Here is a 24,502-nt window from a genome sequence, read left to right on the forward strand (position 1 = left end):
GCGACATTGACGATGTTTGCAGGTTCGGTCCCCATAAGTGCCGATGATGCAGACGTCGCGACGCAAATTGTCGACGTTATGAATAAATTGTTCGGCGTCCACCCCGGATTTCGCGCTAATCACGCCAAAGGCTTGGTGGTGGAGGGAAGCTTCACGGCTGCGCCCGCAGCCGCCGAACTGAGCAAGGCAATCCTGTTCAATGGCTCCAAGATCCCCGTGACGGTGCGGTTTTCGGATGCGACTGGCGTTCCGACGATCCCTGACGGATCGCCTCAGGCCAACCCGCACGGAATATCGATCAAATATCATCTGCCGGACGGCAGCGACACCGACATGGTGACCAACTCGCTCAAATTCTTCCCCGTCGCAACGGGCGAAGATTTCCGCGACTTGCTGACCGCCATCTCGCAGAGCCCGAAGGACGCTCCGAAGCCGACGAAAGTCGAACAGTTTTTGGCCGCTCATCCAAGAACGCCGCTCGCCCTGGCGACGGTCTCGACGCCAGCGAGCTTCGCCGATGAGGAATATTTCGGCATCGATGCATTCATCTTCGTCAACAAAGCCGGCGCGAAGCAGGCGGTGCGCTATCAGATCACGCCCGAAAAAGTCGTGCATCTCAACCCCGCCGACGCGGCCAAGAAATCACCCGATTTCCTGATCGACGAGTTGCCGACCCGCATCGCGAAAGGTCCCGTGACCTTCCACATTAAAGCGCAGTTGGCTCAGCCCGGAGATCAAACGAAGGACGCAACGCTGCCCTGGCCGGACGACCGCAAAGTCGTCGATCTTGGCGTGCTGACCATCGACAAGACCGTTCCCGACACCTTGACGGCGCAAAAGGCGCTGCTGTTCCTTCCTGGTTCTCTCACCGATGGAATCGAACAGTCCGACGATCCGCTGGTCGACGTGCGCGACGGCGCCTATGCGGTGTCTTTCTCGCGTCGCAACCCTTAAGAGGCGAGCCTCTCGCCGTCTCCGCGCTGGCGGCGGCGTTTGATCGGTAAAGCCTGTTTCGTGCGCCAATTTCTCGCGCCAAGCCCCGGATCGTTTTCGACTTTCAGTCAGAAGCGATCCGGGCGAAAGACTGAAGGCCATCGACTCATAATCGGGATAGCCGAATTGGCCCGACGGCTTGGGTCAACTTGCTTCCGGGGAGCGCGCGATCGGCGCCAGCAGGGTGGCCGCGACTCCGACAAGCGTCACGCCGGCTATGTAGTGGGCCGGAGCAAACCGGTCGAGATGGCTAAGCCACGAGATAAATAACGGAGTCACTCCGCCAAAGATGGCATAGGCAACGTTATAGGAGAATGAGAGACCGCTGAAACGCACTGCGGCGGGGAACGCGCGGACCATTACAAGCGGCGTCAGGCTCACAATGCCGGTTCCCGCGCCCGCCAGCACATAAAGCGGCAGCAAGGCATGCGGCATCTGCGCCGCGCCGATGTAAAGAGCGTAGGCGCCGGCAACCAGCAGAACCGCCATTGGCGCGAGGACGCGGCGGACGCCAAATCGGTCCGTCAATATGCCGACGACTACGGTGGAAAGACACAGCGCCGCCGTCCCCGCCAAGTTGGCGAGGAGAGTATCTCCCGGCGCTAGACCAAATGATTGTTGCAGCAGCGATGGCGTCATCAGAATCACCACCACGATTGCGGCCGTAAGCATCCAGGTGCTGGCCATCGAAGCCACCACAGCGGCGCGATATGCGCGCAGAACCGCTCGCAGCGGCAACTCCCGCGATATCGCCGCACGTTTGCGCATTTCCTCAAAAACCGGCGTCTCGCTGAGCCATTGCCGCAACAGCATAGCGATAAACCCGAACACGCCGCCGAGCAGGAAAGGCGCTCGCCAAAAGCCATCGGCGATCTGGCTGGGCGTCAGCAGGAGGTTGATGCTGGTCGCCGTCAATGAACCGAGCAGGAGGCCGCCCGTTAGTCCGCCCGTGAGGAGGCCGATCGCAAGGCCGGTCCGCCCAGGCGGGGCATGTTCGGCGACGAATACCCATCCCCCCGGCGCCTCGCCTCCAATTGCGGCGCCTTGCATCACCCGCATCACGATCAGCAGCAATGGCGCCGCAACCCCGATCGAGTGGTAGGTCGGCAGCACTCCGATCAGTAAAGTCGGGATCGCCATCAGAAGAACGCTCAGCGTAAACACGCGCTTGCGTCCATAACGATCGCCGAAATGCGCCATGACGATCCCTCCGAGCGGACGGGCGAAATAGCCCACCGCAAAGATGCCGAACGTCTGCAGTTGACGCAGCCAGTTGGGGAGATCGTCGGGAAAGAAAAGCTTGCCGATCACGCCCGTAAAAAAAACGAAGATGACGAAATCATAGAACTCGAGCGCGCCGCCCAGAGAGGCAAGCGAGAGAGTGCGCACCTCGCTTCTGGTTAAAGGGCGGCGCGTCGGGGCAAGCTTCGAATCCATGGAGGCTCCTGTCAGGAACGATTGGGTCGATGGCCGCCGCCATTGCAGCTGCGCCGGTCTCCGCAATTGCTTGTTTGAACCCGATCGCCATCAGAAAACAATGACAGGCTACTCCAGATAGGGCGAAATGTCGCGTGTCGCCCGGTAATGATCACGCAAGTAAAATCGCAAAGTTACGCCGCTAATGCTGGTCGCGCAGCATGACAATTGTAGTCGCCTTATGACAGATATTGGCGGCGGCGAACTCCTCTACTGGCTGCAACGCCGGACTGAGGAAAAGCGCGCGCCGCAATGGCGCTATTGCCGCTCTCGCCGCCTGCTGCCCTAATCAATGAGACCCGCGCAAAACGCAATGCGCCAAGCGAGAATGAGAGATAGAAGGCGCGCCAGTTGGGCGAGCTTCTCTCAAAATGAAGCGTGGTAAAGGAAATCGTAACCAAGCTTCGTCAGGCTCCCGACAGCCCGCCCTGCGAGAACGCTGCATCGGTTTTGCCTTACCGCATGCCGATCGATGAATTGCGCTCAACGCTGCGCGGGATGATGGACCAATCGGGTATAAAGCCTTTTCGCCGCCCGCGGCGGGCCATGTTCCTGACGAAATTGCGTCTCATCGATACGCTACAGGCCTAATCGGCGCCCTTTTGGGACATGCCGTTTTAAGCATTTGTCTGAGAAACGAGGGATATGACCTATACGACCGGGACGTTAAGCGGCTTCAATCTTTTGGACGGTATTGCTTTGCCTCGGGGCAAGCCTCGCCGGGTTATTTCTGGAGCCATAGTCATTGGCTTTGGCATTGTCGCCCTCGTCTGGGTGATCGCCACGGTTGCCGCCGCATGCATGATGGTCGCATCGCTCACCGCCCATCCCAATATACACGCGGAAGAGCCGGTTGCGCCGCCAATGGCACCGAGGATGGTTGTAATCGCCAATCCCTATGGAGCGCTGGCCAGCGCGGCGGATTTTCCCAGTCCGGCCCCAATTTTGACCGATCCGGCGCAAACTCCCGATTTCTCAGTCGATGCGGCGCTGGAGCCCGACCCCTTCGCCGCAGCCTTCCCGCCGAAGCGCGCCGATGGGGTAGCGGATAACGCGCCAACGCCGCCAGCCGATCCTCTTGTCTCTTCGCCGCTTCCGCCAAAACGCGAAATCGCGCGTTCGTCTCCGAAGGAGAATGGGCAGCGGGTCGCCTCCGCGCCATATTCAGCGGCCAACCCTCCCGAGCAGGGCGACCGCAACCTGTTTCAAAAATTCTTTGACGCATTGAGCCAACCGTCCCGCTCCATGACAGGAGATGCGCGGCCGGAAGACGGCGCCATGGGCGCTGCGCTTTCCAATAACTCGGCTTCTTTGCCGCGCCCCGGCAACCGCGTCGCGCTTTATGATATTGAAGCGCATACCGTTTATATGCCCAACGGGGAAAGATTGGAGGCGCATTCGGGGCTGGGCGACAGGATGGACGATCCCCGTTATGTCAACGAAAAGGATCGCGGAGCAACGCCGCCTCACGCTTATGACCTTGTTTTGCGGGAACAGCTTTTCCATGGCGTTGCGGCTTTGCGCCTCAATCCCGTCGATGGCGGCAGCGTGTTTGGCCGCACAGGTCTTCTCGCGCATAGATACATGCTTGGCCCGCGCGGCGACTCCAACGGATGTGTGTCCTTCAGGGATTATCCACGGTTCCTGCAAGCCTTTAGGAATGGCGAAGTTACGCGCCTTGTCGTCGTGACGCGTCTCGGGGCCACGTCTTCTAGCGTCGCTTCCGTCCCTCGCAAACGCGGCCTCAGATACGCCAATAATAGCTGACCGGAACGCATAGGGTGGGCCTAGCACATTTTTCCGGTCATGTCGGGCATATCAGGCGCACAGCCCCTCATTTTATCGCTGCCCAAATTATCGATAGCTCCACGCGGCGACGGCTTTGGATCGTCCCGCTCAGCACGCGTCGCCTTTTTTTGATTTCGCTCGCGGCGAGAAGACGCCCAGATCGAGCCTGAGGGCGCTTTTTGTTATTTTCCCGGAGTTATCCACAAGAACACTTGACCCTCTCCCATTTGTTCTTTATTTGTTCTGCTTATACACCCCGAACGTTCGACAGGCAAATGGCGGCATGGCGATTGTTGCAGAGAGCATAAAGGGTGCAAAGCGGGTTCGCGGCGGCAGCGCTTTAGTTCAGCCGGAAGGCCGAACCTCACGGCGTCCTGACGTCGAAGATGCCCTTGCCCCCGCGCCCGCATCGCAGCCGAAGTTGGAGCCGCGGCGCGGTCGCGGCGCGCTGACCAACGCCGCGGGACGCTTCGAACCAGAGATCCGCGTTCACGACGACGATGGTTGGGATCTGCCGGAGGATTTGCCGCCGCTTCGCACGGAAGTGATGCAAGAACGCGCCAGGACAATTATCTCGCGCAATGATTCGCCCGATATTTCTTTTGACCGCTCGATCAATCCTTATCGCGGATGCGAACATGGCTGCGTATATTGTTTCGCGCGGCCGACGCACGCCTATCTTGGACTTTCAGCGGGCCTTGATTTCGAAACGCGGCTTTTTTCAAAAACCAATGCGGCCAGCGTGCTGGAGCGCGAACTGGCGGCGCCGGGCTACCAGGCCAAAACGATAGCGATCGGCTCCAACACTGATCCCTATCAGCCGATCGAGCGCAAAGAACAAGTCATGCGCCAGGTGCTTGGCGTTCTCTCGCGAGCCAATCATCCGGTTGGCATCGTAACCAAATCGACCCTGGTTCTGCGCGATCTCGATCTGCTCGCCCCGATGGCGGAGAAGGGTCTCGTCAAAGTCGCTCTATCGGTGACGACGCTTGATCCGGTTCTCGCGCGAAAAATGGAGCCGAGAGCCAGTTCGCCTGAGCGGCGGCTTGAGACAGTGCGGCGCCTCGCGCAGGCCGGCATTCCGACGGTGGTCATGGTGGCGCCGATCATTCCCGCCATCAACGACGCGGAAATCGAAGCCATACTCGCAAGAGCCCAAGCGGCAGGGGCGAGAGAAGCAGGCTATGTCATGCTGCGCCTGCCGCTCGAGGTGCGCGACCTGTTCGCCGAATGGCTGATGACCCATTATCCCGGCAAGCTCCGGCATGTCTTGTCTTTGATTCGCTCGGTACGCGGCGGCAAGATGTATGATTCGACTTTCGGCAAGCGAATGACCGGATCTGGACCCTATGCCTGGATGATCGGGCGGCGCTTCGAGGCCGCCGCCAAGAAGCTCGGCCTCGCCAGAAGCCGCGTGCCGCTGCGGTGCGATTTGTTCTCGCCCCCTGCGCGGCAAGGAGAGCAATTGCAACTGCTTTAGCAGGTGATCGATCAGCCGCGGAAATGCCAAGAGCGAAGGGGCGAACCACATCGGCGAGACGGCGAGCGGAATTTCGCGCTAATACAGACCCGATCGGCGCGCGCGCTTTCATGGGTCATATCAGTCAAAGTCCGCATCTCAGAGCTTGATCGGCGCCGTGGAGCAGCCGAGCAAAACGAGCCTTTGCGGGCGCGGGTTTTGGCCCAAAGCCTTTTCACGCCGGCTCGGATCGCTTAAATCTGGCGGCATGACCTCCGTTCAAAAGAGCGATCCCGCCGCCTCCCCGCCGGCGGAGGACGATAACTACATAGTTGAAGCCGATCATCGCGACGCCGATGATGATGAGATGTCGCCTTTCGCCGATCTTGATCTTGGGGCGGACGAAGCGGCTCCCGCCTCGCTCCGCCAGGGCGTTGCGGTCATCCGCAGCTTTTGGCGGCATGCGCCCGTCGGCCCCGGCGTCTACCGCATGATCGGCGCCGACGCCGAAGTTCTCTATGTCGGCAAGGCGAAAAGCGTCCGCAAGCGGATAGCGAGCTATATGCGGCCCTCCGGCCATACCAATCGCATCGCCAGAATGATCGCCCTCACCGCGTCGATGGTGTTCATCTCGACCGGAACCGAGGCCGAAGCTCTGCTGCTCGAGACCAATTACATCAAGCAGATGAAGCCGCGCTTCAACGTATTGATGCGCGACGACAAGTCGTTCCCCTATATTCTGCTCACCGGCGATCATGAAGCGCCGCAGATTGCTAAGCACCGCGGAGCGCGCAATCAAAAGGGCGATTATTTCGGTCCTTTTGCGAGCGTATGGGCGGTCAACCGCACCATGAACGCGCTGCAACGCGCCTTTCTGTTGCGCTCCTGCAGCGACAGCTATTACGAAAACCGCACGCGGCCGTGCCTGCTTTATCAGATCAAGCGCTGTTCGGCCCCTTGCACTGGCGAAATTGGCCATGCCGACTATGCCGACCTCGTTCAAGAAGCGCGGGATTTTCTTTCCGGCAAGAGCCGCGCGGTGCGCGACATGCTCGCCGAGGAAATGGCGAGCGCCGCCGAAAGACTGGATTTTGAGGCCGCCGCGCGGTTGCGCGATCGCATTGCCGCGCTCTCGGCCATCCAAGGCGCCCAGGGCGTCAACCCGAAGAACGTCGAGGAGGCGGATGTTTTCGCCATCGTCGAGCAAGCGGGCCAGTTCTGCATCGAGGTCTTCTTTTTCCGGACGTTTCAGAACTGGGGCAATCGCGCCTATTTTCCCCGCGCCGACAAGAGCCTCGCTCCCGGCGAGGTGCTCGATGCTTTCTTGGCCCAGTTCTACGCCGACAAGCCGCCGCCGCGGCTGATTCTCATTTCGCACGAGATCGAGAATTGCGCCGTGCTCGCGGAAGCCCTTTGCGTGCGAGCGGGGCGCAAAATCGAGATCGCCGCGCCGCAAAGAGGCGAGAAAAAAGAGCTCGTCGATCACGCGGAGCAAAACGCGCGCGAGGCGCTCAGCCGCAAATTGTCCGAAACCACCTCGCAGGAAAAGCTTCTCGCCGCCCTCGGCGAAACCTTTGGCCTCAACGCAAAGCCGCGCCGCGTCGAAGTTTACGACAACTCTCACATCATGGGGACGAATGCAGTTGGCGCGATGATCGTGGCCGGGGCCAATGGCTTCATGAAGACGCATTATCGCACCTTCAACATCAAGGGCGACGATCTGACGCCCGGCGATGATTATGGCATGATGCGCGAAGTGCTGCGGCGCCGTTTCACGAGGCTGATGAAAGAAGATGCCGCCGCTTTCGCCCCAAACTCGGAAGCGGCCCTGAGCGGCGCCTTGCGCGATGACGTCGCCTTCGCCGCGCCCGACGACGATCGCGAGGACCAGGATGTTTTTCCGCAGAAGCCTGACCTTATCCTGATCGACGGCGGCCAGGGACAGTTTGACGCCGCGCGGAGCGTTCTGGCCGACCTCGGCGTCGAAGGCGTCGCCATTGCCTCAATCGCCAAAGGACCCGATCGCAACGCCGGACGCGAGACATTTTTCGTCGTCGGGAGACCGCCTTTCAAATTGGCCCCGCGCGATCCGACGCTTTATTTTGTGCAACGCCTTCGCGACGAAGCGCATCGCTTTGCGATTGGGACGCATCGCGCGCGGCGCAAAAAGGAGTTCACCAAAAGCCCGCTCGACGAAATCGCCGGAATTGGGCCAGCGCGCAAGCGCGCTCTATTGCACGCATTTGGCACGGCGAAGGCGATTTCAAAGGCGGCGCTGTCCGATTTCGAGAAGGTTCCAGGGATCAACGCCGCCACCGCGCGGCTGGTTTACAATTTTTTCCACGAAGGCGAGGGGTAGAAAAGGGCCAAAAGCGCGCTAAACTCCGACGTCGGCTTGCCGGGGGCGAGCCGACAAGCCAGAATGCCGGCGCGATCTTGAGAGGAAGTTCCCTCGACCATGGCGATAACGACGATTTCGAGCGGGCCGAGCCGGACCTGGAGCTTGCCGAATCTCCTGACCTATGGACGGGTCGCGGCGGTCCCGATCGTGGTCGGCTTGCTGTTCTGGTCCGAGATCGACTGGGTGCGCTGGGTCGCTCTTGGCGTTTACATCGTGGCCGCCATTACCGATTTTCTTGACGGCTATCTCGCCCGCGTTCTGTCGCAGCAATCCGCGCTAGGTCAAATGCTTGACCCGATCGCAGACAAGCTTCTCGTCTCCGCCGTCCTGATGATGCTTGTCGCCGATCATACAATCGTGAGCTATTCGCTCGCAGCTGCGGTGGTGATTTTATCCAGGGAAATCCTCGTTTCCGGATTGCGTGAGTTTCTGGCCGACCTCAAGGTCTCGATTCCGGTCAGCCGGATCGCCAAATGGAAGACAACGCTACAACTCATCGCCTTGGGTTTTCTGATCGCCGGACCCGCCGGAGAAAAGATTTTGCCTGGCTCCATAAAAATCGGCCTTGTTCTATTCTGGTTGTCGGCCCTGCTCACGCTCTACACCGGCTGGGACTATCTCAAGGCAGGGGTCAAGCACGTCACGGAAATCTGAAAAATCGCGCTCCGCATTCGAAGGAGGCAATTGATGAAAGCTCTTTATTTCGCCTGGGTGCGCGAACGCGTCGGAATAGCCGAAGAAGAAATTTCTCCGCCCGACGGCGTCGCAACGGTGGGCGACCTCATGGTTTGGCTGCGTGACAAAGGAGAGGGCTATGAGGTCGCCTTCGAAAATACGAAAACCATAAGAGCCGCGCTCGACCGCACGCATGTCCGTCACGACACAGCGATCGGCGATGCGCGGGAAATCGCCTTCTTCCCGCCGATGACAGGGGGATGAGCTTGGCCGCGAAGGTGATTGTGCGGGTTGCGGAGACCTGTTTCGACGTCGCGCGCGAGACGGCCGCATTGACGGAAGGGCGCACGGATATTGGCGCCGTGGCGACGTTTACCGGCCTTTGCCGTGACGAAGGCGGCGTCTTGAGATCGCTGGAGATTGAGCATTATCCCGGCATGGCGGAGGACGAGATCAATCGCGTCGTCTCGGAAGCCCTCACGCGCTGGCCGCTGGAAGGGGCGCTCGTTATCCATCGTTACGGCCGCATCAAGCCGGGCGAGCCCATTGTGCTCGTCGCCGCTGCCAGCCTGCACCGCAGCGAGGCCTTTGCGGCGGCCTCTTTTCTGATGGATTTTTTGAAGACGCGAGCCCCGTTCTGGAAGAAACAGCATCTAGCCGATCAGACGAATGATGCAGGTTGGATCGCGGCCAAGGCGGAGGATAGCGCCGCGGCCGAGAAATGGCGGGCGTAGGCTACGTCTCAACTTTCTCTGGGACCGCCAAAGGCGGGTAGCTCCGTTAGATAGTACAGGAAGGCGAGGAGCGCGAAGCCCATCCCGGTCGCGCTGGCCAACGGCCAACCGCCTTTGGCCAAGGCCAGGGTGGAGAGCGCCGAGCCGATTGCGCCGCCTATGAAGAACGTCGCCATGAAAATCCCGTTGAGACGGCTTCTGGCTTCGTTCCCCAACGCGAAAATAGCGCGCTGGCTCAGCACAAGATTGGCCGAAGCGCCCATGTCCAAAACAATCGCGGCGATGACAAGAAGCGCGACTGACCCAGTCGCGCCGCCGACCCAGGCGATGCCCATGCCCAAAACCACGGCGGCAATAGCGGCGCCCGTCATGATTCTGGTCGCGCCCCGGTCTGCAGCGCGTCCCGCAAGAGGCGCGGCAATCGCGCCGCCGGCTCCAACGAGGGCAAAAAGCGCTATGCCCTGCTGGCTGATGCCGAATTTCGGGCCAGCCAGAAGCAATGGAGCAGCGGTCCAGAACAGGCTGAACGCGGCGAACAAAGGTGCGTGATAGGCCGTGCGGCGGCGTAAAACCGGCGTGTTGCGCACCAGCGAAAACAGCGAGCCGAGGATGCCGAGGTAGTTCAGACGGGACTTCGACCGCCATTGAGGCAGAGCGCGCAACAGAGTCAGCGAAAGCGCGCCCATTATAACGGCCGACGTGATGAAGACGGCGCGCCATCCGAACCAATGCGTCAGGAAGCTCGAGGCCGGCCGGGAGAGCATGATGCCGAGCAACAATCCGCTCATGATATCGCCGACGACGCGACCGCGGGCGGCGTCCGTGGTAAGATGAGCCGCGTAAGGTATAATAATTTGGGCGGCGACGCCGGTGAGGCCAAGCAGCAACGAAGCCGCAAGAACAGCATTTGCTGATGGAGCAAAAACCATCGCCAGCAAAGCTAGGATCGTAAAAGCCAAGGATGCGGCGATGAGGCGGCGGTTTTCCAGAATATCGCCGAGCGGCGCCACAAGCACCAAGCCAAGACTATAGCCGATTTGCGTAAAGGTGACGAGAAGCCCGACTTGAGACGGATCCATCCCCAGTTCTGCGCCAATCACGCCCGCTATTGGCTGCGAGTAATAAATATTGGCGACGACCAGCCCACATGCCGCCGCCAGAAGGAAGGTGAGGCGCGCGGACATTGTGGCCTTCTTTGCTTCGCTAGCTCGCAGTTTAGCGGGCCCTCAGGGGAACAAGGGATGGCGGCGCCAGCTCGCTCCGGGCTAAGCTGCACCGCAGCCGAAATCGCAGCTTCGCATCGGAAACGCAAGACCGCGCGTCACATAGTCGCGCGTGTCATGTGCGCCGTCCGCCGGGCAAACGGTCAGAGAAGTTCGACGTCGCCCCAAGCGGCGGCGCATGAAGCTTCGTTTCCGTCAGAAAACCCGAGCCGCGCGGCGAGATCGGCGAGCCTTACGACCCGCGCCGCCGCGCTTGGATGGACCATCCAACGCTTCGACGCGGCGGGAGCCAGCGCGGCCAGGAAATCGGCGAGAGCCGATAGTTTTTGGCCGATATGATCTAATCCCTGCATTTCACGCATGAGATCGACGTCGCGGCGCGCCGCCTCCAGAGCGAGCGGCGCGGCGATGCTTTCGAAATGCTCCAGCAGCCGGGCGAGATGAGCCAATTCATGACCGACGCGGCCGAGCACATCGGCGATCGGCACGTCCAAGGCGGCCTTTGGCTCGCCGCTATCAATTTCTGCTTTCATGTTCAAAGACCCATCGCGCGGGAGGGGCTAAAAGAACTCGACTGCGCCTTCGCTCGAAACTTTTGGCGCAAGAATGATTTGAGGCGGCGGAATGTGGCTGGCCATTAGGGTCCAGACTCACAACCAGTAGCTGACGGTAGCGGCGATGCAGACTGTCGCGAGGAAGTTTATGGCGTTTCGGTCGTAGCGGGTAGCCACGCGCCTGAAGTCTTTCAGGCGGCAGAACATGCGTTCGATGGCGTTGCGGTTTCGATAGAGGAAGGGCGAGAAGCAGTTCTTCCACCTGCGATTGGCCTTGGGCGGGATATTCGGCATAGCTCCGCGCTCCTCGACCTGCCGACGGATCGCATTTGCGTCGTAGCCCTTGTCGCCATGGAGGATTTCGCAAGGAGGAAGTCGCGCGATAAGCTCCGCGCCCGCCGAGCAATCGGCGATTTGGCCGCCGGTGAGCATGAAAGACAGCGGGCGGCAGTCCGCATCGGTCAATGCGTGGATTTTGGTTGTGCGCCCGCCGCGCGAACGGCCGATGGCCTGATTCTTCTCCCCCCTTTGCCGCCACTGGCCGAGCGATGCGCCTTGACCGCCGAGGAGTCGATGAGGACCTGCGCCGGCGGCCCGCCTGCTTGCGCAAGCGCGTGGAACAGATCGATCCAAACGCCCTTAGCAGCCCAGCGAACGTAGCGATTGTAGAGAGTCTTCTTTGGCCCGTACTCCAGCGGCGCGTCAATCCAGCGTCCGCCAGATTTCAGCACATGAATGATCCCGCTGATCACCCGGCGATCATCGACGCGCGCCTTGCCGCGCGTGTCCGTGGGAAGATGCGGCGCGATCTTCGCGAACTGCGCGTCCGTCAGCCAGAATTGATCCCGATTCATAGTCGCTTCCTTTCGGAAGCTGTGAATCACAATCCGCCTGTCACGCCAACCATTTTATGGGTCTGGGCCCTAGCAAGACTTGTCGCGCGCGTCCCGACACCGGCCAGAATTGGATGCGGCGCCCATGGTCGCCGCGCAAACTGCCGCCGATGAGACGAATGCCTTCATGTTCCAGGAAACGCTCGGCGAAACCGGCGTTCATCGCGCCGATGTCCGCAAGGCCATCCCTGGTCCGCGCGCCGCCGAAGAGTTTGCCCTCCAACCGCTCCCGTCGCGCGCCGCGCCGCAGCAGGCCATTGACGAGAAGCTCCATGAGATGAACGCCATAGCGTTCGGCCTCACTGCCCTGCGATCCCTGCCCCGTCGCCTCTTGTCCCATCGCCTCTTGCCCCGGCAAAAGAAAATGATTCATGCCGCCGACTCCAGCGACAGGATCGCGCAGACAGGCGGCGACGCAAGAGCCAAGCAACGTGGTCAACATCACGTTCGAATCATCGCTGACGTTGTATTCGCCCTGAATGATGTGAATGCGCTGTTCGCCGCCGACAAGATATCGTCCGCTCGGCGCCTCGGCTTGGCGTGCCCTCATTTCAAACGCCCGACGACGGCTTCTATCTGCGCTTTCAGCACCGGAATGGTGAAAGGCTTTGCGATGACATTATTGACGCCATATTGCGCGGCGCGGTCCATCAGCGCCTTGTCGCCGCGGCCGGTCAGAAGGATGAAAGCGGCTTTGCGGGTTGGCTCATAGGCTCGGACGGCGCGCAGGAAAGCTATTCCATCCATCTTCGGCATATTGAAATCGGAAATCACCAGATGGGCTGGTTTGGCCATCATGGTTTTCAATCCTTGCTCGCCGTCCGCCGCCATTTCAATGTCGGAAACGCCGAGTTCCTGCAAACCGCCGCGGATCAGCAACCGGCTAGTCAGCTGATCGTCGACGATCAAAACGCGCAAGGCGGCTGCGAATGGCATTGGCATATTCCTTGTTACTCTGCGCAACTTAGGCGCAAGATTTCTGAAGCAATCATATTCAAGGGAACTTGCTTCTGGGTCGCGCCGATCTCAAACGCCGCCTTTGGCATTCCATAGATGAGGCAGGATGATTCAGTCTGGCCCAGAGTTGGAGCGCCGGCGCGCCGCATCGCCAGCAGCCCTTCGGCCCCGTCGCGGCCCATGCCGGTCAGAATCGCGCCGAGCGCTTTGGCCCCGGACGTTTTCGCGACCGATTGAAACAGCACATCAACCGAGGGACGGTGACCATTAACCGGATCGCCCTTCGACAGGCGACATCGCGGCGGCGAGCCGGCTTCGACGAGCAAGTGAGCGCCCCCTCCCGGAGCGAGATAGACATGCCCGGCCTGCATCGGCGCGCCGTCGAAAGCCTCGCATATGGCGGGCTTGCAAAGACGGTCGAGGCGTTCGGCGAAAGTCTTGGTGAATGTCGCCGGCATATGTTGCGTGATGACCGTCGGCGGACAATTTTGCGGGAAGCGCGACAGGACGGCGATGAGCGCTTCAACGCCCCCCGTCGATGCGCCAATCGCCACCACGCGCCCGTCTGGACGATAGGCCGCCAACGCCGCCTCGCGCGATCGGCTGGCGTTCGATGGACTTTCGCAAGGGGGATTTCCGCGCAAAAGTCTTCGGTCGCAATTGACCGCCGCCCGCATGGGCTGTCCGCCCGCGGCCTTCACTTTGGCCAACAATGTTTCCCCGAAAAGCTCTTGCTCGCCTGAGCCAGGTTTGGCGACGCAATCGAAAGCCCCCATTTCAAGCGCCGCGATAGCCGCATCGGCTCCCCTGGTGGTCAGGCTCGAGACCATGATCACCGGCGTTGGCCGCAGCCTCATGATCTTGTCGAGAAACTCGAGCCCGTTCATTTTTGGCATTTCGACGTCGAGCGTGATGACGTCCGGATTAAGCGCCTTGATCGCGGCCCGGGCTTCATGCGGATCCGCCGCCTCGCCGACGACCTCGACTTTAGGGTCACGGCCAAGCAACAAGCGGATAAGACCTCGCACGGTCGCCGAATCGTCGACGATGAGAACGCGGATTGGAGTCATGCGCGCGGGCCTTTCCTCAGCCTGTAAGCGGTGACGCCCTCGCATTCGAACGCCGTCGCCGCCGTTCCGACGAGCCGTTCGGAATGGCCGATGTAAAGCCGGCCTCCCGGAGACAACATGGGCGCAAAGCGGCTCCACAGCTTCATCTGCATCTCCTCCTCGAAATAGATCGCGACGTTGCGGCAGAAGATCGCCTGAAACGCGCCCTTCATCGGCCACGCTCCAAACAGATTGAGCTCGCGAAAGACGACGAGCTCGCGAAGCTCCGCGGCAACGGAAAATCGTCGCGAGCCGTCTCCGACGGGGACGAACCAGCGCGTGCGCAATTTGGCCGGCACGGGCTCCAGGAGATCCTCGGCGTAGATCCCCTCGCGTCCTTCGGCCAGCATGTTGGGATCGATATCGCTGGCCAGCACTTTGACGTCGAACCGGGCCGCGTCCGGCATCGACGACAGAATCGTCAGCGCAATCGAATAAGGCTCCTGCCCGTTGGAGCAGGCGGCCGACCAGAGCCGCGCTCGCCCGCCGCCCCGCGCCGCCTCGAGCAGCGGCGGCAAGACCGCCGTTTCGAGATGCTGGAAATGATGCGGCTCGCGAAAGAACCGCGTCACATTAGTGGTCAGCGCGGCGACCATTTTCTGACGTTCGTCGATCCCCTCGCTGCCCGCGATCAGTGCGCAATAATCGCGGAAGCTGGAGAGCCCGAGAACGCGCAATCGCTTGGCGAGCCGCGAATAGACAAGCGCCGCCCTCGATTCCGAAAGATATATGCCGGCGTCATCATGCAGCATCGCGGCGATCTGGCGAAAGTCCCCGCGCGACAGATGGAATTCGCCGGGCGTGAGGCCAGCCTCTCTATTTTTTTTGGAGCGGACAATTGCATCTGGCTCATGCCGCTTCCCGTTCGCTCGCGGGCAGAACATGATCGAGGGCGATCAGACTGATCATGCGCTGATCGATGGCGAGGACGCCGCGAACGAACGTCTTCGCCATGTCCGAAGCGACATCGGGCGTCGCCTGCACTAGATCGTCCGTGGCTGAAAGAATGTCGGACACGGCATCGACCAGAAGCCCGATCACCTGATTGCCGATCTGGGCGACGATGATCACATGCCGTGCGGTTGGCTCGGCCGGCGGAAAGCCGAGGCGGGCGGCAAGATCGATGATCGGCAATACTGCGCCGCGCAAATTGACGACGCCGCGCACAAAGCCCGGCGATTGCGGCAGAGCCGTCGCAGGCGTCCAACCACGGATCTCGCGTACGGACATGATGTCGACGCAGAACTCCTGCGCGCCGATGCGAAATGCGATCAGTTCTCGGGCGCTCGCCAAGTCGGTCCTGATGGGTTCGTTCATGGGTTTACCCTGCTGTTGCAAGAAGAAGATCAAGCGCGGCGGCATCCGCGCGCGAACTGGCGACAACGGCGTCGACATCGAGGATCAGCGCGACGCGGCCATCGCCCAAAATGGTCGCCGCCGCGATGCCCGGAACATGCCGGTAATTAGCCTCAAGACTCTTGATGACGACTTGGCGCTGACCCAAGATCGCATCGACCAGCAGCGCGTTGCGCGCGCCGCCTTCGCATTCGACGAGGAGCGCGACGCAAGCCAGCGGATCGGCATGATCCGGCCTATAGCCGAGCTCGCAGCCGACATCGATCAGCGGAATGAAATGGTCGCGGATGGCGATGACTCGCGCGCCTCCGCCAAAGCCATGCACGTCAGCGCTTTTCGGCTGCAATGTCTCGACAATGGCGGTCAACGGAACGACCAAGGTCTGACCGTCCACCGTAACCACCATCCCGTCGAGCACGGCGAGGGTAAGCGGCAGGCTCAGGGTGAAAGTCGATCCCCGCCCCGGCCGCGAGGCGATGGAAATCCGTCCCCCAAGCGCCTGAATGGAGCGGCGGACCACATCCATGCCGACCCCGCGCCCGGAGATGTCGGAGACTGTCTCCGCCGTCGAGAAGCCCGGCAAAAAGATCAGATTGTCAATCTCATCGTCGGTCAGCGCAACGTCCGGGGGAACGAGGCCTTTGCTGACGGCCGCAGCCTTGACCCGCGGGCGATTGATGCCGGCGCCGTCGTCGGACACCTCGATGACGACGCGGCCGGAGCGGTGCAACGCCGAAAGACGGACGATGCCTTCCTCCGGCTTGCCGGCAGCGAGCCGCCGCTCTGGGGTCTCAAGTCCATGATCGATGGCGTTGCGAATCATATGAGTGAGCGGATCGGCGATGCGCTCGATCACGGTCTTGTCGACTTCGGTGTTTTCGCCATCGGTGACGAGCCGCACCGATTTTCCGGTCATCGCCGCGACCTCGCGGACAAGGCGCGGCATGCGCTGGAAAACCGACTTCACAGGCTGCGCGCGGATCGCCATGACGCTGTCCTGGATTTCGCGCGTCAATTGCTCCAACTCGTCGAGGCCCGTCGCGACGCCTGAGGCTCGCGCCAGCCCCGCCTCCAAAACCCGCTGCGACGGCATCGCCTGATTGATGACCAGCTCTCCAACGAGATTGATGAGCCGATCAACCCGATCAAGATCGACGCGGATCGACCCTCCCCCTGTTCGGCCTTACCGTCGCATGATCATTGGCCGGCGATGGCGCCTTTGTTTGATTCGTCTTCGCAAGATCGGTCATCGCTTCTTGCGTCGGCGCGACCGGATCGGCTTGCGGATCGGTCGGCGACGCCAAAGCCGCCAGCTCCGTTTCGACGGTCATTTGCATCTTCTGGATGAAGGCGGCGATGTCGATGTCGCTTGGCGCGTCGGGGGCGTTGGTCTCAACCGCGAGATCGCAATCCCATTCAACGAACTCGAATACGTCGCGGAGGGTGGTTTCATCCTGCGTCGTTTTCAACGCGATGGTCCAGGTCAGATAGGCGCCTTCCGAGTCAAGCTCCGGCAGCAAAGGCAGATCGCTTGCATCGCAAGCGATGGTTGTCTCGCCAAGGGCGCCGAGTTCGCGCAGGAGCAACGCGGTTTCGTTGGCCTTGGCGTAGAGCGAGGGTTTCGGCTTGAAGCGGATGGTAAACTCGCGCTCAGGCGCAATGTCGCTCTCCAACTCGCCGAACATCGATTCGTCCATGAGCACCGGCTGGAAGCTGATCTCTTCGTCTTCGCTCGACTCCCCCGCGCGATCATCGCGCGCCTGCGGATCCAAAGCGCGAAGCTCCTCAGCCAGCGCAGCGCAGCGCGCCGCATCGACGGCGCTTTCGTCGCGAGCCGCGCGCACCATGTCAGCGAGCGCGTCCGCCGCGGGCAGCATGGTTTTCAAGGCTTCCGGCGCCGGCGTCAGACGCCCGGCGCGCAGATGATCGAGAGCCGTCTCGAAAACATGGGCGAAATGCACCAGCTCATCGAGACTGAAGGCCCCGGCTCCGCCCTTGATCGAGTGCACCGCGCGGAACACGGCGTTGATCGTCTCGGGGTCTGAATCGCCGTCCTGAATGGCGAGAAGTCCGGTCTCCAGCTCGGCGAGTTGCTCCTCGCATTCCTGGAAAAACGTCTGCTTGATCGCCGCCATCGCATCCATCGATCCGCATTTTTGTTTGAGTTGAGACCAGTTTGAGGGTCAGGCCGCGACGCGCCGGATCGCGGCGACGAGTTTCACAGGATCGAAAGGCTTGATGATCCAGCCGGTGGCCCCAGCGCGGCGCGCCCGCTCTTTTTTCTCGGCATCGCTCTCGGTCGTCAGCACGAGGATCGGGACCGCGCGATGGCGATGATCGCTGCGCACGCCCTCAATGAAGCCGAAACCGTCCATGCGCGGCATGTTGATGTCGGTGACGATAACGTCCGGCGTCTCCCCGAGCAGAACCTCCAAGCCATGCGCGCCATCTTCGGCCTGCACCACGCGATAGCCGGCATCGGACAAGGCCAGCATCAGCATGTCGCGCATGGTTCTCGAATCGTCGACAGTCAGTATCGTCTTGTTCATTGAGGCAGTTCCTGATCGATGAAGTCGGCCGGAGCGATCCCGAGGCGCTGCAGACCCTCGATGAAATCGGGAGACGGGTCGACGAAGGCGAACGGGATTTCGTCGACTTTCCAGGTCATGGCTGCGGAGAGCAGAACCTGCAGGCATTGGCCGCCAAGCCGCTGCACGCGAGAGGCGTCGATCCGCAGCTCCCCGCCTCTACGGGCGAGGAATTCGCCGGCCAGCGGCGCCGCCGCCTTCAGATCGAGAATCTCCGGAAGCTCGACGACGTGGGAGCCGCGCCTATCGGCGTCTTGCGCCCGCGTCATCAAAATTCCTCCCAGCTATCTTCAACGCTCGCCGGCTCGGGCTTGCGCACCGCGCCGCCGCGACTCTGCGCGAGCGTCTTCAAAGCCGGGCGCGCCGTCTGCGCGCCGCCGGCGCGCCTTGGCGCTTTGGTCCGGATTGGCTCGACGTTGGCCGCGGCGCCGACGTGGAAGACGCCGACGAGGCGCGCCAATTCCGCGCTGTCCTGACCCAGCGAATGCGCCGCGGCGGTGGTTTGCTCGACCATCGCGGCGTTCTGCTGGGTGACTTGATCCATCTGGTTCACCGCCGTGTTGACCTGATGCAGTCCGCTCGCCTGTTCCTGCGCGCTCGCCGCGATGGCGCCGACGACCGTATTGATCTCGGCCACTTGCGTGACGATGCGGCCCAGCGCTTTGCCGGTCTCGGCGACGAGATCGACGCCTTGCGCGACTTGCGCGGTCGAGGCCGAAATCAGGCTCTTGATTTCTTTCGCCGCCTCCGCCGAACGCTGCGCGAGAGCCCGCACCTCGGAGGCGACAACCGCAAAGCCGCGGCCGGCGTCTCCCGCCCGCGCCGCCTCGACGCCGGCGTTCAAGGCGAGAAGATTGGTCTGGAAGGCAATCTCGTCGATGACTCCGATGATTTGCCCGATCTGCTGCGAGGATTTCTCAATGCCTCCCATCGCAGCGATCGCCTCGCGGACCACTTCGCCGCTGCGATCGGCGTCAGATTTTGCGGCCAATACGACTTTCTGGGCGCGCACGGCTCCCTCCGCCGTATTTTTGACGGTCGCCGTAATCTCGTCGAGCGTCGCCGCGGTCTGTTCGAGCCCCGCCGCCTGCTGCTCGGTGCGGCGCGATAAATCGTCCGCCGCCGAAGCAATTTCGCCGCTGCCCGAGGCGATGCCATTGGTGTTAGAGCGGATGCTCAGCATCGTCTGCTGCAATTTCTCAACGGCGTTATTGAAATCATCGCGCAACTGCGCCGCCTTCGGCGCGAACGCCGTCTCAATCCGATAGACGAGATCGCCATCGGCGAGCCGGCTGAGCCCGTCGGCGAGGCCCTTGATCGCGATCTGATCCTGGCGCGCCTCCTCGGCCGCCTTCGCGGCGCGATCCCCTTCCTCTTTTTGCGAGTTCTTGACCGATTCAGCCTCGGCGACGTCTCTTTTCAGCTTGGCGATCGCCGCATCCTTGAACGCCTGGACCGCGACGGCCATGGAGCCAAGTTCATCTTTCCGGCCAAGCGCCGGGACGGTTATCATCGTGTCGCCGCCGGCCAATTTGTCCATGGCCTCCGTCATCAAGGTCACAGGACCGGCAATGATGCGGCCCATCCACCATCCAATCAGCAAGGACAGCAAGAGCGTCGCCAGACAGCCGCCCAACACAGTCGCATTAAGGACCGCCATGAGCCTGTCGAACTGCGCCTGCGCGTCGTCGGACCAGCCGGTGATTTTCTTGCGCGCCTCGGCCGCCACAGCCTTGAAGGCGTCCAAAACGTCGGCCGCCCGATCCGATCTCGCGAATTCCGCCGCAAGGTCCGAATTTGGATTATCGCGCGTGAGACGCATCACCTGATCGCTTACCTCGTGGCGATAGAAATTTCCGGCCACTTCGAGTTTGTCGAGAAGGGCGAGCAGGTCGGGACGGCTCGCGGCGGCTTTCCGAGCCTCCGCCAAATAGGAGGAGAAAGATTGGGTGGCATCGTCATAAAGATGCGTGAAATGCTCGCTTCTCGTCATCAGGAAGCGGAGCGAGGCGCGCGATTCCTCGTAAACCGCGGCAATCATCAGATCGAGATCGTCGACCGCCAAATAGGACTTCGCGTTGATGTCCGACGCCGCGTCAAGCGACCTAGGGCCCAGACCCATAAAATGGTTGGCGTGACAGGCGGATTGTGATTCACAGCTTCCGAAAGGAAGCGACTATGAATCGGGATCAATTCTGGCTGACGGACGCGCAGTTCGCGAAGATCGCGCCGCATCTTCCCACGGACACGCGCGGCAAGGCGGGCGTCGATGATCGCCGGGTGGTCAGCGGGATCATTCATGTGCTGAAATCTGGCGGACGCTGGATTGACGCGCCGCTGGAGTACGGGCCAAAGAAGACTCTCTACAATCGCTACGTTCGCTGGGCTGCTAAGGGCGTTTGGATCGATCTGTTCCACGCGCTTGCGCAAGCAGGCGGGCCGCCGGCGCAGGTCCTCATCGACTCCTCGGCGGTCAAGGCGCATCGCTCGGCCAGTGGCGGCAAAGGGGGGAGAAGAATCAGGCCATCGGCCGTTCGCGCGGCGGGCGCACAACCAAAATCCACGCATTGACCGATGCGGACTGCCGCCCGCTGTCTTTCATGCTCACCGGCGGCCAAATCGCCGTTCGCGCGGCGGGCGCGGAGCTTATCGCGCGACTTCCTCCTTGCGAAATCCTCCATGGCGACAAGGGCTACGACGCAAATGCGATCCGTCGGCAGGTCGAGGAGCGCGGAGCTATGCCGAATATCCCGCCCAAGGCCAATCGCAGGTGGAAGAACTGCTTCTCGCCCTTCCTCTATCGAAACCGCAACGCCATCGAACGCATGTTCTGCCGCCTGAAAGACTTCAGGCGCGTGGCTACCCGCTACGATCGAAACGCCATAAACTTCCTCGCGACAGTCTGCATCGCCGCTACCGTCAGCTACTGGTTGTGAGTCTGGACCCTAAGCTGAGCCGTGAACCGTCATGGCGTACTTCGCCGAGACGATTGTGTTCCCATCCGAGCTCACCACACGGACTTCGCTGAAACGACAGCGCTAGGCCGTGGTGACGAATTCGGCGTTTGGGGGATTCTCGCGAGGATCTTTCCATGATTCAAGGCTGATTTTTGGAGATCAGCCTTGATGATTCGGGATGTCGATGCGCTGCGAGACGATCAATGGGAGCGGCTTTGTGATCTTGTGCCAGGTGGAAGAGCCGGCCAGCGCGGGCCGCGCTGCGACAATCGACGCTTCGTCGACGCGCTGTTATGGATGGCCCGCTCGGGCGGCCGCTGGCGCGATCTGCCCGAACGCTTCGGCGACCATCAGGCGGTGAAACGCCGCTACTATCGCTGGATCGAGCGCGGCGCCTTGGACGGATTTCTTGAGGCATTCACCGCCGAGGCCGATCTCGAATGGCTGATGATCGACTCAACAATCGTGCGCGCCCATCAGCACGCGGCCGGCGCAAGGATCGCCAAAGGGGGGCGGATGCCCAAGGCCTGGGCCGCTCTCGCGGTGGTTTGAGCACCAAAATCCACGCCGCGACAGACGCGCTCGGCAACCCCGTTCGGCTCCTTCTCGGACCTGGGCAGCGCAACGACATCACAAAAGCGCACGCCCTGATCGAAGGCTTTGCGGCCGATGCGATCATCGCCGATAAAGGTTATGACGCCAATCACTTGCGCAAGGCTGTTCTTATGCGTGAGGCTGAGCCGGTGATCCCATCAAAATCCAATCGCCGCGCGCCGCTCCCCTACGACAAGGCGCTCTACAAGGAGCGCAATCTCGTCGAGCGTTTCTTCAATAAACTGAAGCAGTTCCGGCGCGTCGCAACCCGATACGACAAGCTCCTCGCAAACTACCGAGGCTTCGTATTGCTCGCCGCTATTGCTATCATGCTCAGGTAATTCGTCACTACTGCCTAGGTCCAATGAGCCGATGGGGTTCTCAGACGACGACGTAAGCCCGGCAATGTGGTCAGCCCTGTGCGTTGGAGGCGCCGTCGATGATTCCCTATAGTTAGCACGCGGCCGCAGACTGAGGAAGCGCTCGCGCCGAGCGAAGAAAGTCGAGATGCTGCTTGCGCACCTCAATCGATTGGGCTGATTCTTGGACTCGCACGCCTCCGCGAGGCGGATGTTTACGTCGCAGCGGCAGCTTCTGTGAATGGACTCCGCGCTTCTGAGGACTTGGCCTTACAGGCAGCACCCGTGAGGCTTGTCGGTCTTGGCGCGATCAGCCGCGCCATTTGCGCGCAGACTTGGCGGCTTCGATTGCCGGCTGTTGAATATCACGCCGCGTCGCCGTCGCTCGGCCGCCTCCCGGGGATAGGGGGAGAAGGGTTGGTCGTCCCCGCGCCAGATGCCAGCAACGCTCGGCAAAGATGGGAAGTCCAAGACGATTTAGGCCATCTGGTCTGACTTGTAACGAAGAACGCCAACTCCATTTCGAGCCGCATCTCAAGTGTTACGACCCGCCTGCCAACCTTCTATTTCCCAAGCGATAAATCTGCGCCATCCTTCTGCAAAGGTTTACTTAGAATCGCTATCGTTTTGTAAATAGAGTGGATGCCTCTTCGAGATCTTCGAAGATCATTGGCTTTCCGATCCTCTCCAGGAGGCCGGCCCGCTTCAGAAGATCCAGGGGTTCGCTGTGCAACTCGGCTATCCCGAATGCGATCCCACGCTCGGCAAACATGCTGCGCACCTCGTCGAGCATTGCCGCTGCCGTCGAATCTACTTGGACGATGGCGCTGGCGTCGAGCACGAACCAATGCGTATCGGACAAGCCGTTCGCGATAGCCATGAAGCGCGACTTCACATAGTCAACGTTGAAGAAGAGAAGACTGCCCTCGATCAAACAAATCGCCAGCCCCGGGATCGGTCGCGCTGCCTTCGACCTGTGCATTTTGTAGAAGCCATGTTGGCCGGGGATGACGCCAAGCATCGCGTCGCGGGGCCGCATTTCCTTCAGCAGCGTGTACAAGAGGGTCGCCGCTACAGCAATTACGACGCCTTTCAGGACGCCGAGACTAATCGGACCCGACATGCCAATGAGCGCAAAGACAAACTCTATCCGGCTGACTCGCCAGATCTCGCGGAGGCTCGCCAGGTCAATCAGGCTGATTGCGGCGGCAACAAGAATCGCCCCGAGCGCAGGAACTGGCAAAACCCGGAGAGCATCGTTCAAATAGAGGAGTCCCGCCGCGAGAGTGAGGGCCGCAACGATGCTCGACATTTGTGTCTTGCCACCAACGGTCATGTTAATGGCGGTGCGCGAATCCGAAACGGTCACTGGAAACCCGCCAAATAGCCCTGATGCAATATTGGCGGCTCCAAAGCCGACGAGCTCCGCATCGGCGTCCACCGCGAACTTGCCGCGTGCGCCGAAACTGCGCGCCGTGACGATGCCTGAGCCGAAGCTCACCAGCCATATCGCCGCGGCATCGGTCAAAAGGCTTTTCAAGGGCAAATTCATCACGTCAGGAATGGAAAACGTAGGCAGCGATCGGGGCAGATTACCCACCACCGCCACGCCCATCTTCTCAAAGTCGAAGATCGCAGAAGCCGCCGCTGCAATCACAACAACGACTATTGGTCCCGGCACCGGTGAGCGCCAAAATGTCATGAGCTGCAGAACGACGAACATCACAAACCCGATCACTGCGGAAAGCCAGTGGATCGATCCTGCTTTTTGGAAGAGCTCAAGAAATGGCGGAAAAAGCCCGTCGGATTCGATCCGCAAGCCAGTCAATCGTCCGATCTGACCCACAAGGATCGAAATTGAAACGCCGCTGATGAAGCCGATAAGGATTGGTTTCGACAAAAAGACGCTGACCACACCGAGATGAAGCCTACTCGCGACCATACAGAAGATGCCGACCGCCAGCGCGAGCGCCGAAGCCGCGGCGACGCGGTCAGTCGGCAGATTCATAGAGGTGTTTGCGAGTGCGGCGGCCAGGACGGTCATTGTCGGCGCGTCAGGACCAACAATCAGTTGACGTGACGGGCCCAGCAAAGCGTAACCGACAAGCGGGAGAATGCTTGAATAAATGCCCACCTCGGGCGGTAAACCGGCGATCGCTGGATAGGCGATCGCACTTGGCACGGCTACCGCTGCAACGGCGAGGCCCGCCGTCGCGTCTGGGCCAAACCACTGGGGCCTGTAGCCCTTAAGGCTCGTCAAGATCCCAAACCGGGCGAGCATTGCTTGAGCTCCGGCGCGGACTTAGCCGCTTAGGCAAGCAGGTCCGATCCGAGCGCACCCGTGCCTTGTCCGCAAATTCAAACGTATCCGAACGGGCTCGCGCGC

At 61.1% G+C, this 24,502-nt stretch carries 22 protein-coding genes and 2 pseudogenes; 10 read left to right on the plus strand and 14 right to left on the minus strand.

Going from position 1 to position 24,502, the window contains the following annotated elements; all coding sequences use genetic code 11:
* Positions 1–12: 12 nt before the first annotated feature.
* A complete protein-coding gene (locus WDN46_25460) occupies positions 13–954 on the plus strand; it encodes a catalase family peroxidase (GenBank protein ID MEJ0096629.1) in 942 nt (313 codons plus the stop codon).
* 183 nt (positions 955–1,137) lie between these two features.
* On the opposite strand, the gene WDN46_25465 is transcribed toward WDN46_25460, so the two are convergent.
* On the minus strand, positions 1,138–2,430 hold the full coding sequence (locus WDN46_25465; protein ID MEJ0096630.1) for an MFS transporter: 1,293 nt from the start codon (positions 2,428–2,430) through the stop codon (positions 1,138–1,140).
* A gap of 417 nt (positions 2,431–2,847) precedes the next feature.
* On the opposite strand from WDN46_25465, the gene WDN46_25470 reads away from it, so the two are divergent.
* From WDN46_25470 to WDN46_25500, 7 genes are all read left to right on the plus strand, one after another.
* Positions 2,848–3,060: a hypothetical protein gene (locus tag WDN46_25470; GenBank protein ID MEJ0096631.1), complete on the plus strand. Its 213-nt coding sequence runs from the start codon at positions 2,848–2,850 to the stop codon at positions 3,058–3,060.
* Between the two features lie 54 nt (positions 3,061–3,114).
* Positions 3,115–4,236: a tlde1 domain-containing protein gene (locus WDN46_25475; GenBank protein ID MEJ0096632.1), complete on the plus strand. Its 1,122-nt coding sequence runs from the start codon at positions 3,115–3,117 to the stop codon at positions 4,234–4,236.
* Positions 4,237–4,540: 304 nt separating this feature from the next.
* Positions 4,541–5,737, plus strand: a complete 1,197-nt coding sequence (locus WDN46_25480; GenBank protein ID MEJ0096633.1) for a PA0069 family radical SAM protein — start codon at positions 4,541–4,543, stop codon at positions 5,735–5,737.
* Between the two features lie 346 nt (positions 5,738–6,083).
* Entirely contained in the window at positions 6,084–8,075 is a 1,992-nt protein-coding gene (gene uvrC, locus WDN46_25485; protein MEJ0096634.1) for an excinuclease ABC subunit UvrC, read from the plus strand.
* A gap of 99 nt (positions 8,076–8,174) precedes the next feature.
* Positions 8,175–8,771, plus strand: a complete 597-nt coding sequence (gene pgsA / locus WDN46_25490) for a CDP-diacylglycerol--glycerol-3-phosphate 3-phosphatidyltransferase (protein ID MEJ0096635.1) — start codon at positions 8,175–8,177, stop codon at positions 8,769–8,771.
* 33 nt (positions 8,772–8,804) lie between these two features.
* Positions 8,805–9,056, plus strand: coding sequence for a molybdopterin converting factor subunit 1 (gene moaD / locus WDN46_25495; protein ID MEJ0096636.1), 252 nt, complete (start codon positions 8,805–8,807; stop codon positions 9,054–9,056).
* Positions 9,053–9,526 carry a molybdenum cofactor biosynthesis protein MoaE gene (locus tag WDN46_25500; protein ID MEJ0096637.1) on the plus strand — a complete coding sequence of 158 codons (474 nt, stop codon included), beginning with the start codon at positions 9,053–9,055 and terminating at the stop codon, positions 9,524–9,526. Before moaD ends, WDN46_25500 begins: the two co-directional genes overlap by 4 nt.
* 8 nt (positions 9,527–9,534) lie before the next feature.
* Here the strand turns inward: WDN46_25500 and WDN46_25505 are convergent, their stop codons facing one another.
* From WDN46_25505 to WDN46_25560, 12 genes and pseudogenes are all read right to left on the minus strand, one after another.
* Positions 9,535–10,710, minus strand: coding sequence for an MFS transporter (locus WDN46_25505; protein ID MEJ0096638.1), 1,176 nt, complete (start codon positions 10,708–10,710; stop codon positions 9,535–9,537).
* Between the two features lie 182 nt (positions 10,711–10,892).
* Positions 10,893–11,282, minus strand: coding sequence for a hypothetical protein (locus tag WDN46_25510; GenBank protein ID MEJ0096639.1), 390 nt, complete (start codon positions 11,280–11,282; stop codon positions 10,893–10,895).
* 117 nt (positions 11,283–11,399) lie between these two features.
* Positions 11,400–12,157, minus strand: a protein-coding gene (locus WDN46_25515; protein MEJ0096640.1) for an IS5 family transposase whose coding sequence is annotated in 2 segments (ribosomal slippage) — positions 11,400–11,818 and positions 11,818–12,157 — 759 coding nt in all. Because the reading frame shifts where the segments join, the coding sequence is not laid out codon by codon here.
* A 40-nt stretch (positions 12,158–12,197) separates the two neighbouring features.
* On the minus strand, positions 12,198–12,746 hold the full coding sequence (locus tag WDN46_25520) for a chemotaxis protein CheD (GenBank protein MEJ0096641.1): 549 nt from the start codon (positions 12,744–12,746) through the stop codon (positions 12,198–12,200).
* Positions 12,743–13,132 (minus strand): response regulator, encoded by a 390-nt coding sequence (locus tag WDN46_25525; GenBank protein ID MEJ0096642.1) that lies wholly within the window; start codon positions 13,130–13,132, stop codon positions 12,743–12,745. Before WDN46_25525 ends, WDN46_25520 begins: the two co-directional genes overlap by 4 nt.
* Positions 13,133–13,146: 14 nt before the next feature.
* The gene (locus tag WDN46_25530) at positions 13,147–14,223 is read right to left on the minus strand and encodes a chemotaxis response regulator protein-glutamate methylesterase (protein ID MEJ0096643.1); all 1,077 of its coding nucleotides are present in this window, start codon (positions 14,221–14,223) and stop codon (positions 13,147–13,149) included.
* Positions 14,220–15,146, minus strand: a complete 927-nt coding sequence (locus WDN46_25535; GenBank protein ID MEJ0096644.1) for a protein-glutamate O-methyltransferase — start codon at positions 15,144–15,146, stop codon at positions 14,220–14,222. The genes WDN46_25530 and WDN46_25535 overlap by 4 nt, the downstream gene beginning before the upstream one ends.
* A complete protein-coding gene (locus WDN46_25540) occupies positions 15,112–15,579 on the minus strand; it encodes a chemotaxis protein CheW (GenBank protein MEJ0096645.1) in 468 nt (155 codons plus the stop codon). Before WDN46_25540 ends, WDN46_25535 begins: the two co-directional genes overlap by 35 nt.
* A 4-nt stretch (positions 15,580–15,583) precedes the next feature.
* Positions 15,584–17,762 (minus strand): annotated as a pseudogene (locus WDN46_25545) (chemotaxis protein CheA).
* 39 nt (positions 17,763–17,801) lie between these two features.
* Positions 17,802–18,167 carry a response regulator gene (locus tag WDN46_25550; GenBank protein ID MEJ0096646.1) on the minus strand — a complete coding sequence of 122 codons (366 nt, stop codon included), beginning with the start codon at positions 18,165–18,167 and terminating at the stop codon, positions 17,802–17,804.
* Positions 18,164–18,475: an STAS domain-containing protein gene (locus tag WDN46_25555; GenBank protein MEJ0096647.1), complete on the minus strand. Its 312-nt coding sequence runs from the start codon at positions 18,473–18,475 to the stop codon at positions 18,164–18,166. Before WDN46_25555 ends, WDN46_25550 begins: the two co-directional genes overlap by 4 nt.
* A complete protein-coding gene (locus WDN46_25560) occupies positions 18,475–20,328 on the minus strand; it encodes a methyl-accepting chemotaxis protein (protein ID MEJ0096648.1) in 1,854 nt (617 codons plus the stop codon). Before WDN46_25560 ends, WDN46_25555 begins: the two co-directional genes overlap by 1 nt.
* A 56-nt stretch (positions 20,329–20,384) precedes the next feature.
* Between WDN46_25560 and WDN46_25565 the strand changes: the two genes are divergently transcribed.
* A protein-coding gene (locus WDN46_25565) for an IS5 family transposase (GenBank protein ID MEJ0096649.1) occupies positions 20,385–21,142 on the plus strand; the annotation gives its coding sequence in 2 pieces (ribosomal slippage) (positions 20,385–20,724 and positions 20,724–21,142; 759 coding nt in all).
* Positions 21,143–21,331: 189 nt separating this feature from the next.
* Positions 21,332–22,098 (plus strand): annotated as a pseudogene (locus WDN46_25570) (IS5 family transposase).
* 637 nt (positions 22,099–22,735) lie between these two features.
* On the opposite strand, the gene WDN46_25575 reads toward WDN46_25570, so the two are convergent.
* Positions 22,736–24,397: a SulP family inorganic anion transporter gene (locus tag WDN46_25575; GenBank protein ID MEJ0096650.1), complete on the minus strand. Its 1,662-nt coding sequence runs from the start codon at positions 24,395–24,397 to the stop codon at positions 22,736–22,738.
* Positions 24,398–24,502 lie beyond the last annotated feature (105 nt).

This window comes from Methylocella sp., assembly GCA_037200525.1.
Taxonomy (GTDB): Bacteria; Pseudomonadota; Alphaproteobacteria; order Rhizobiales; family Beijerinckiaceae; genus Methylocapsa.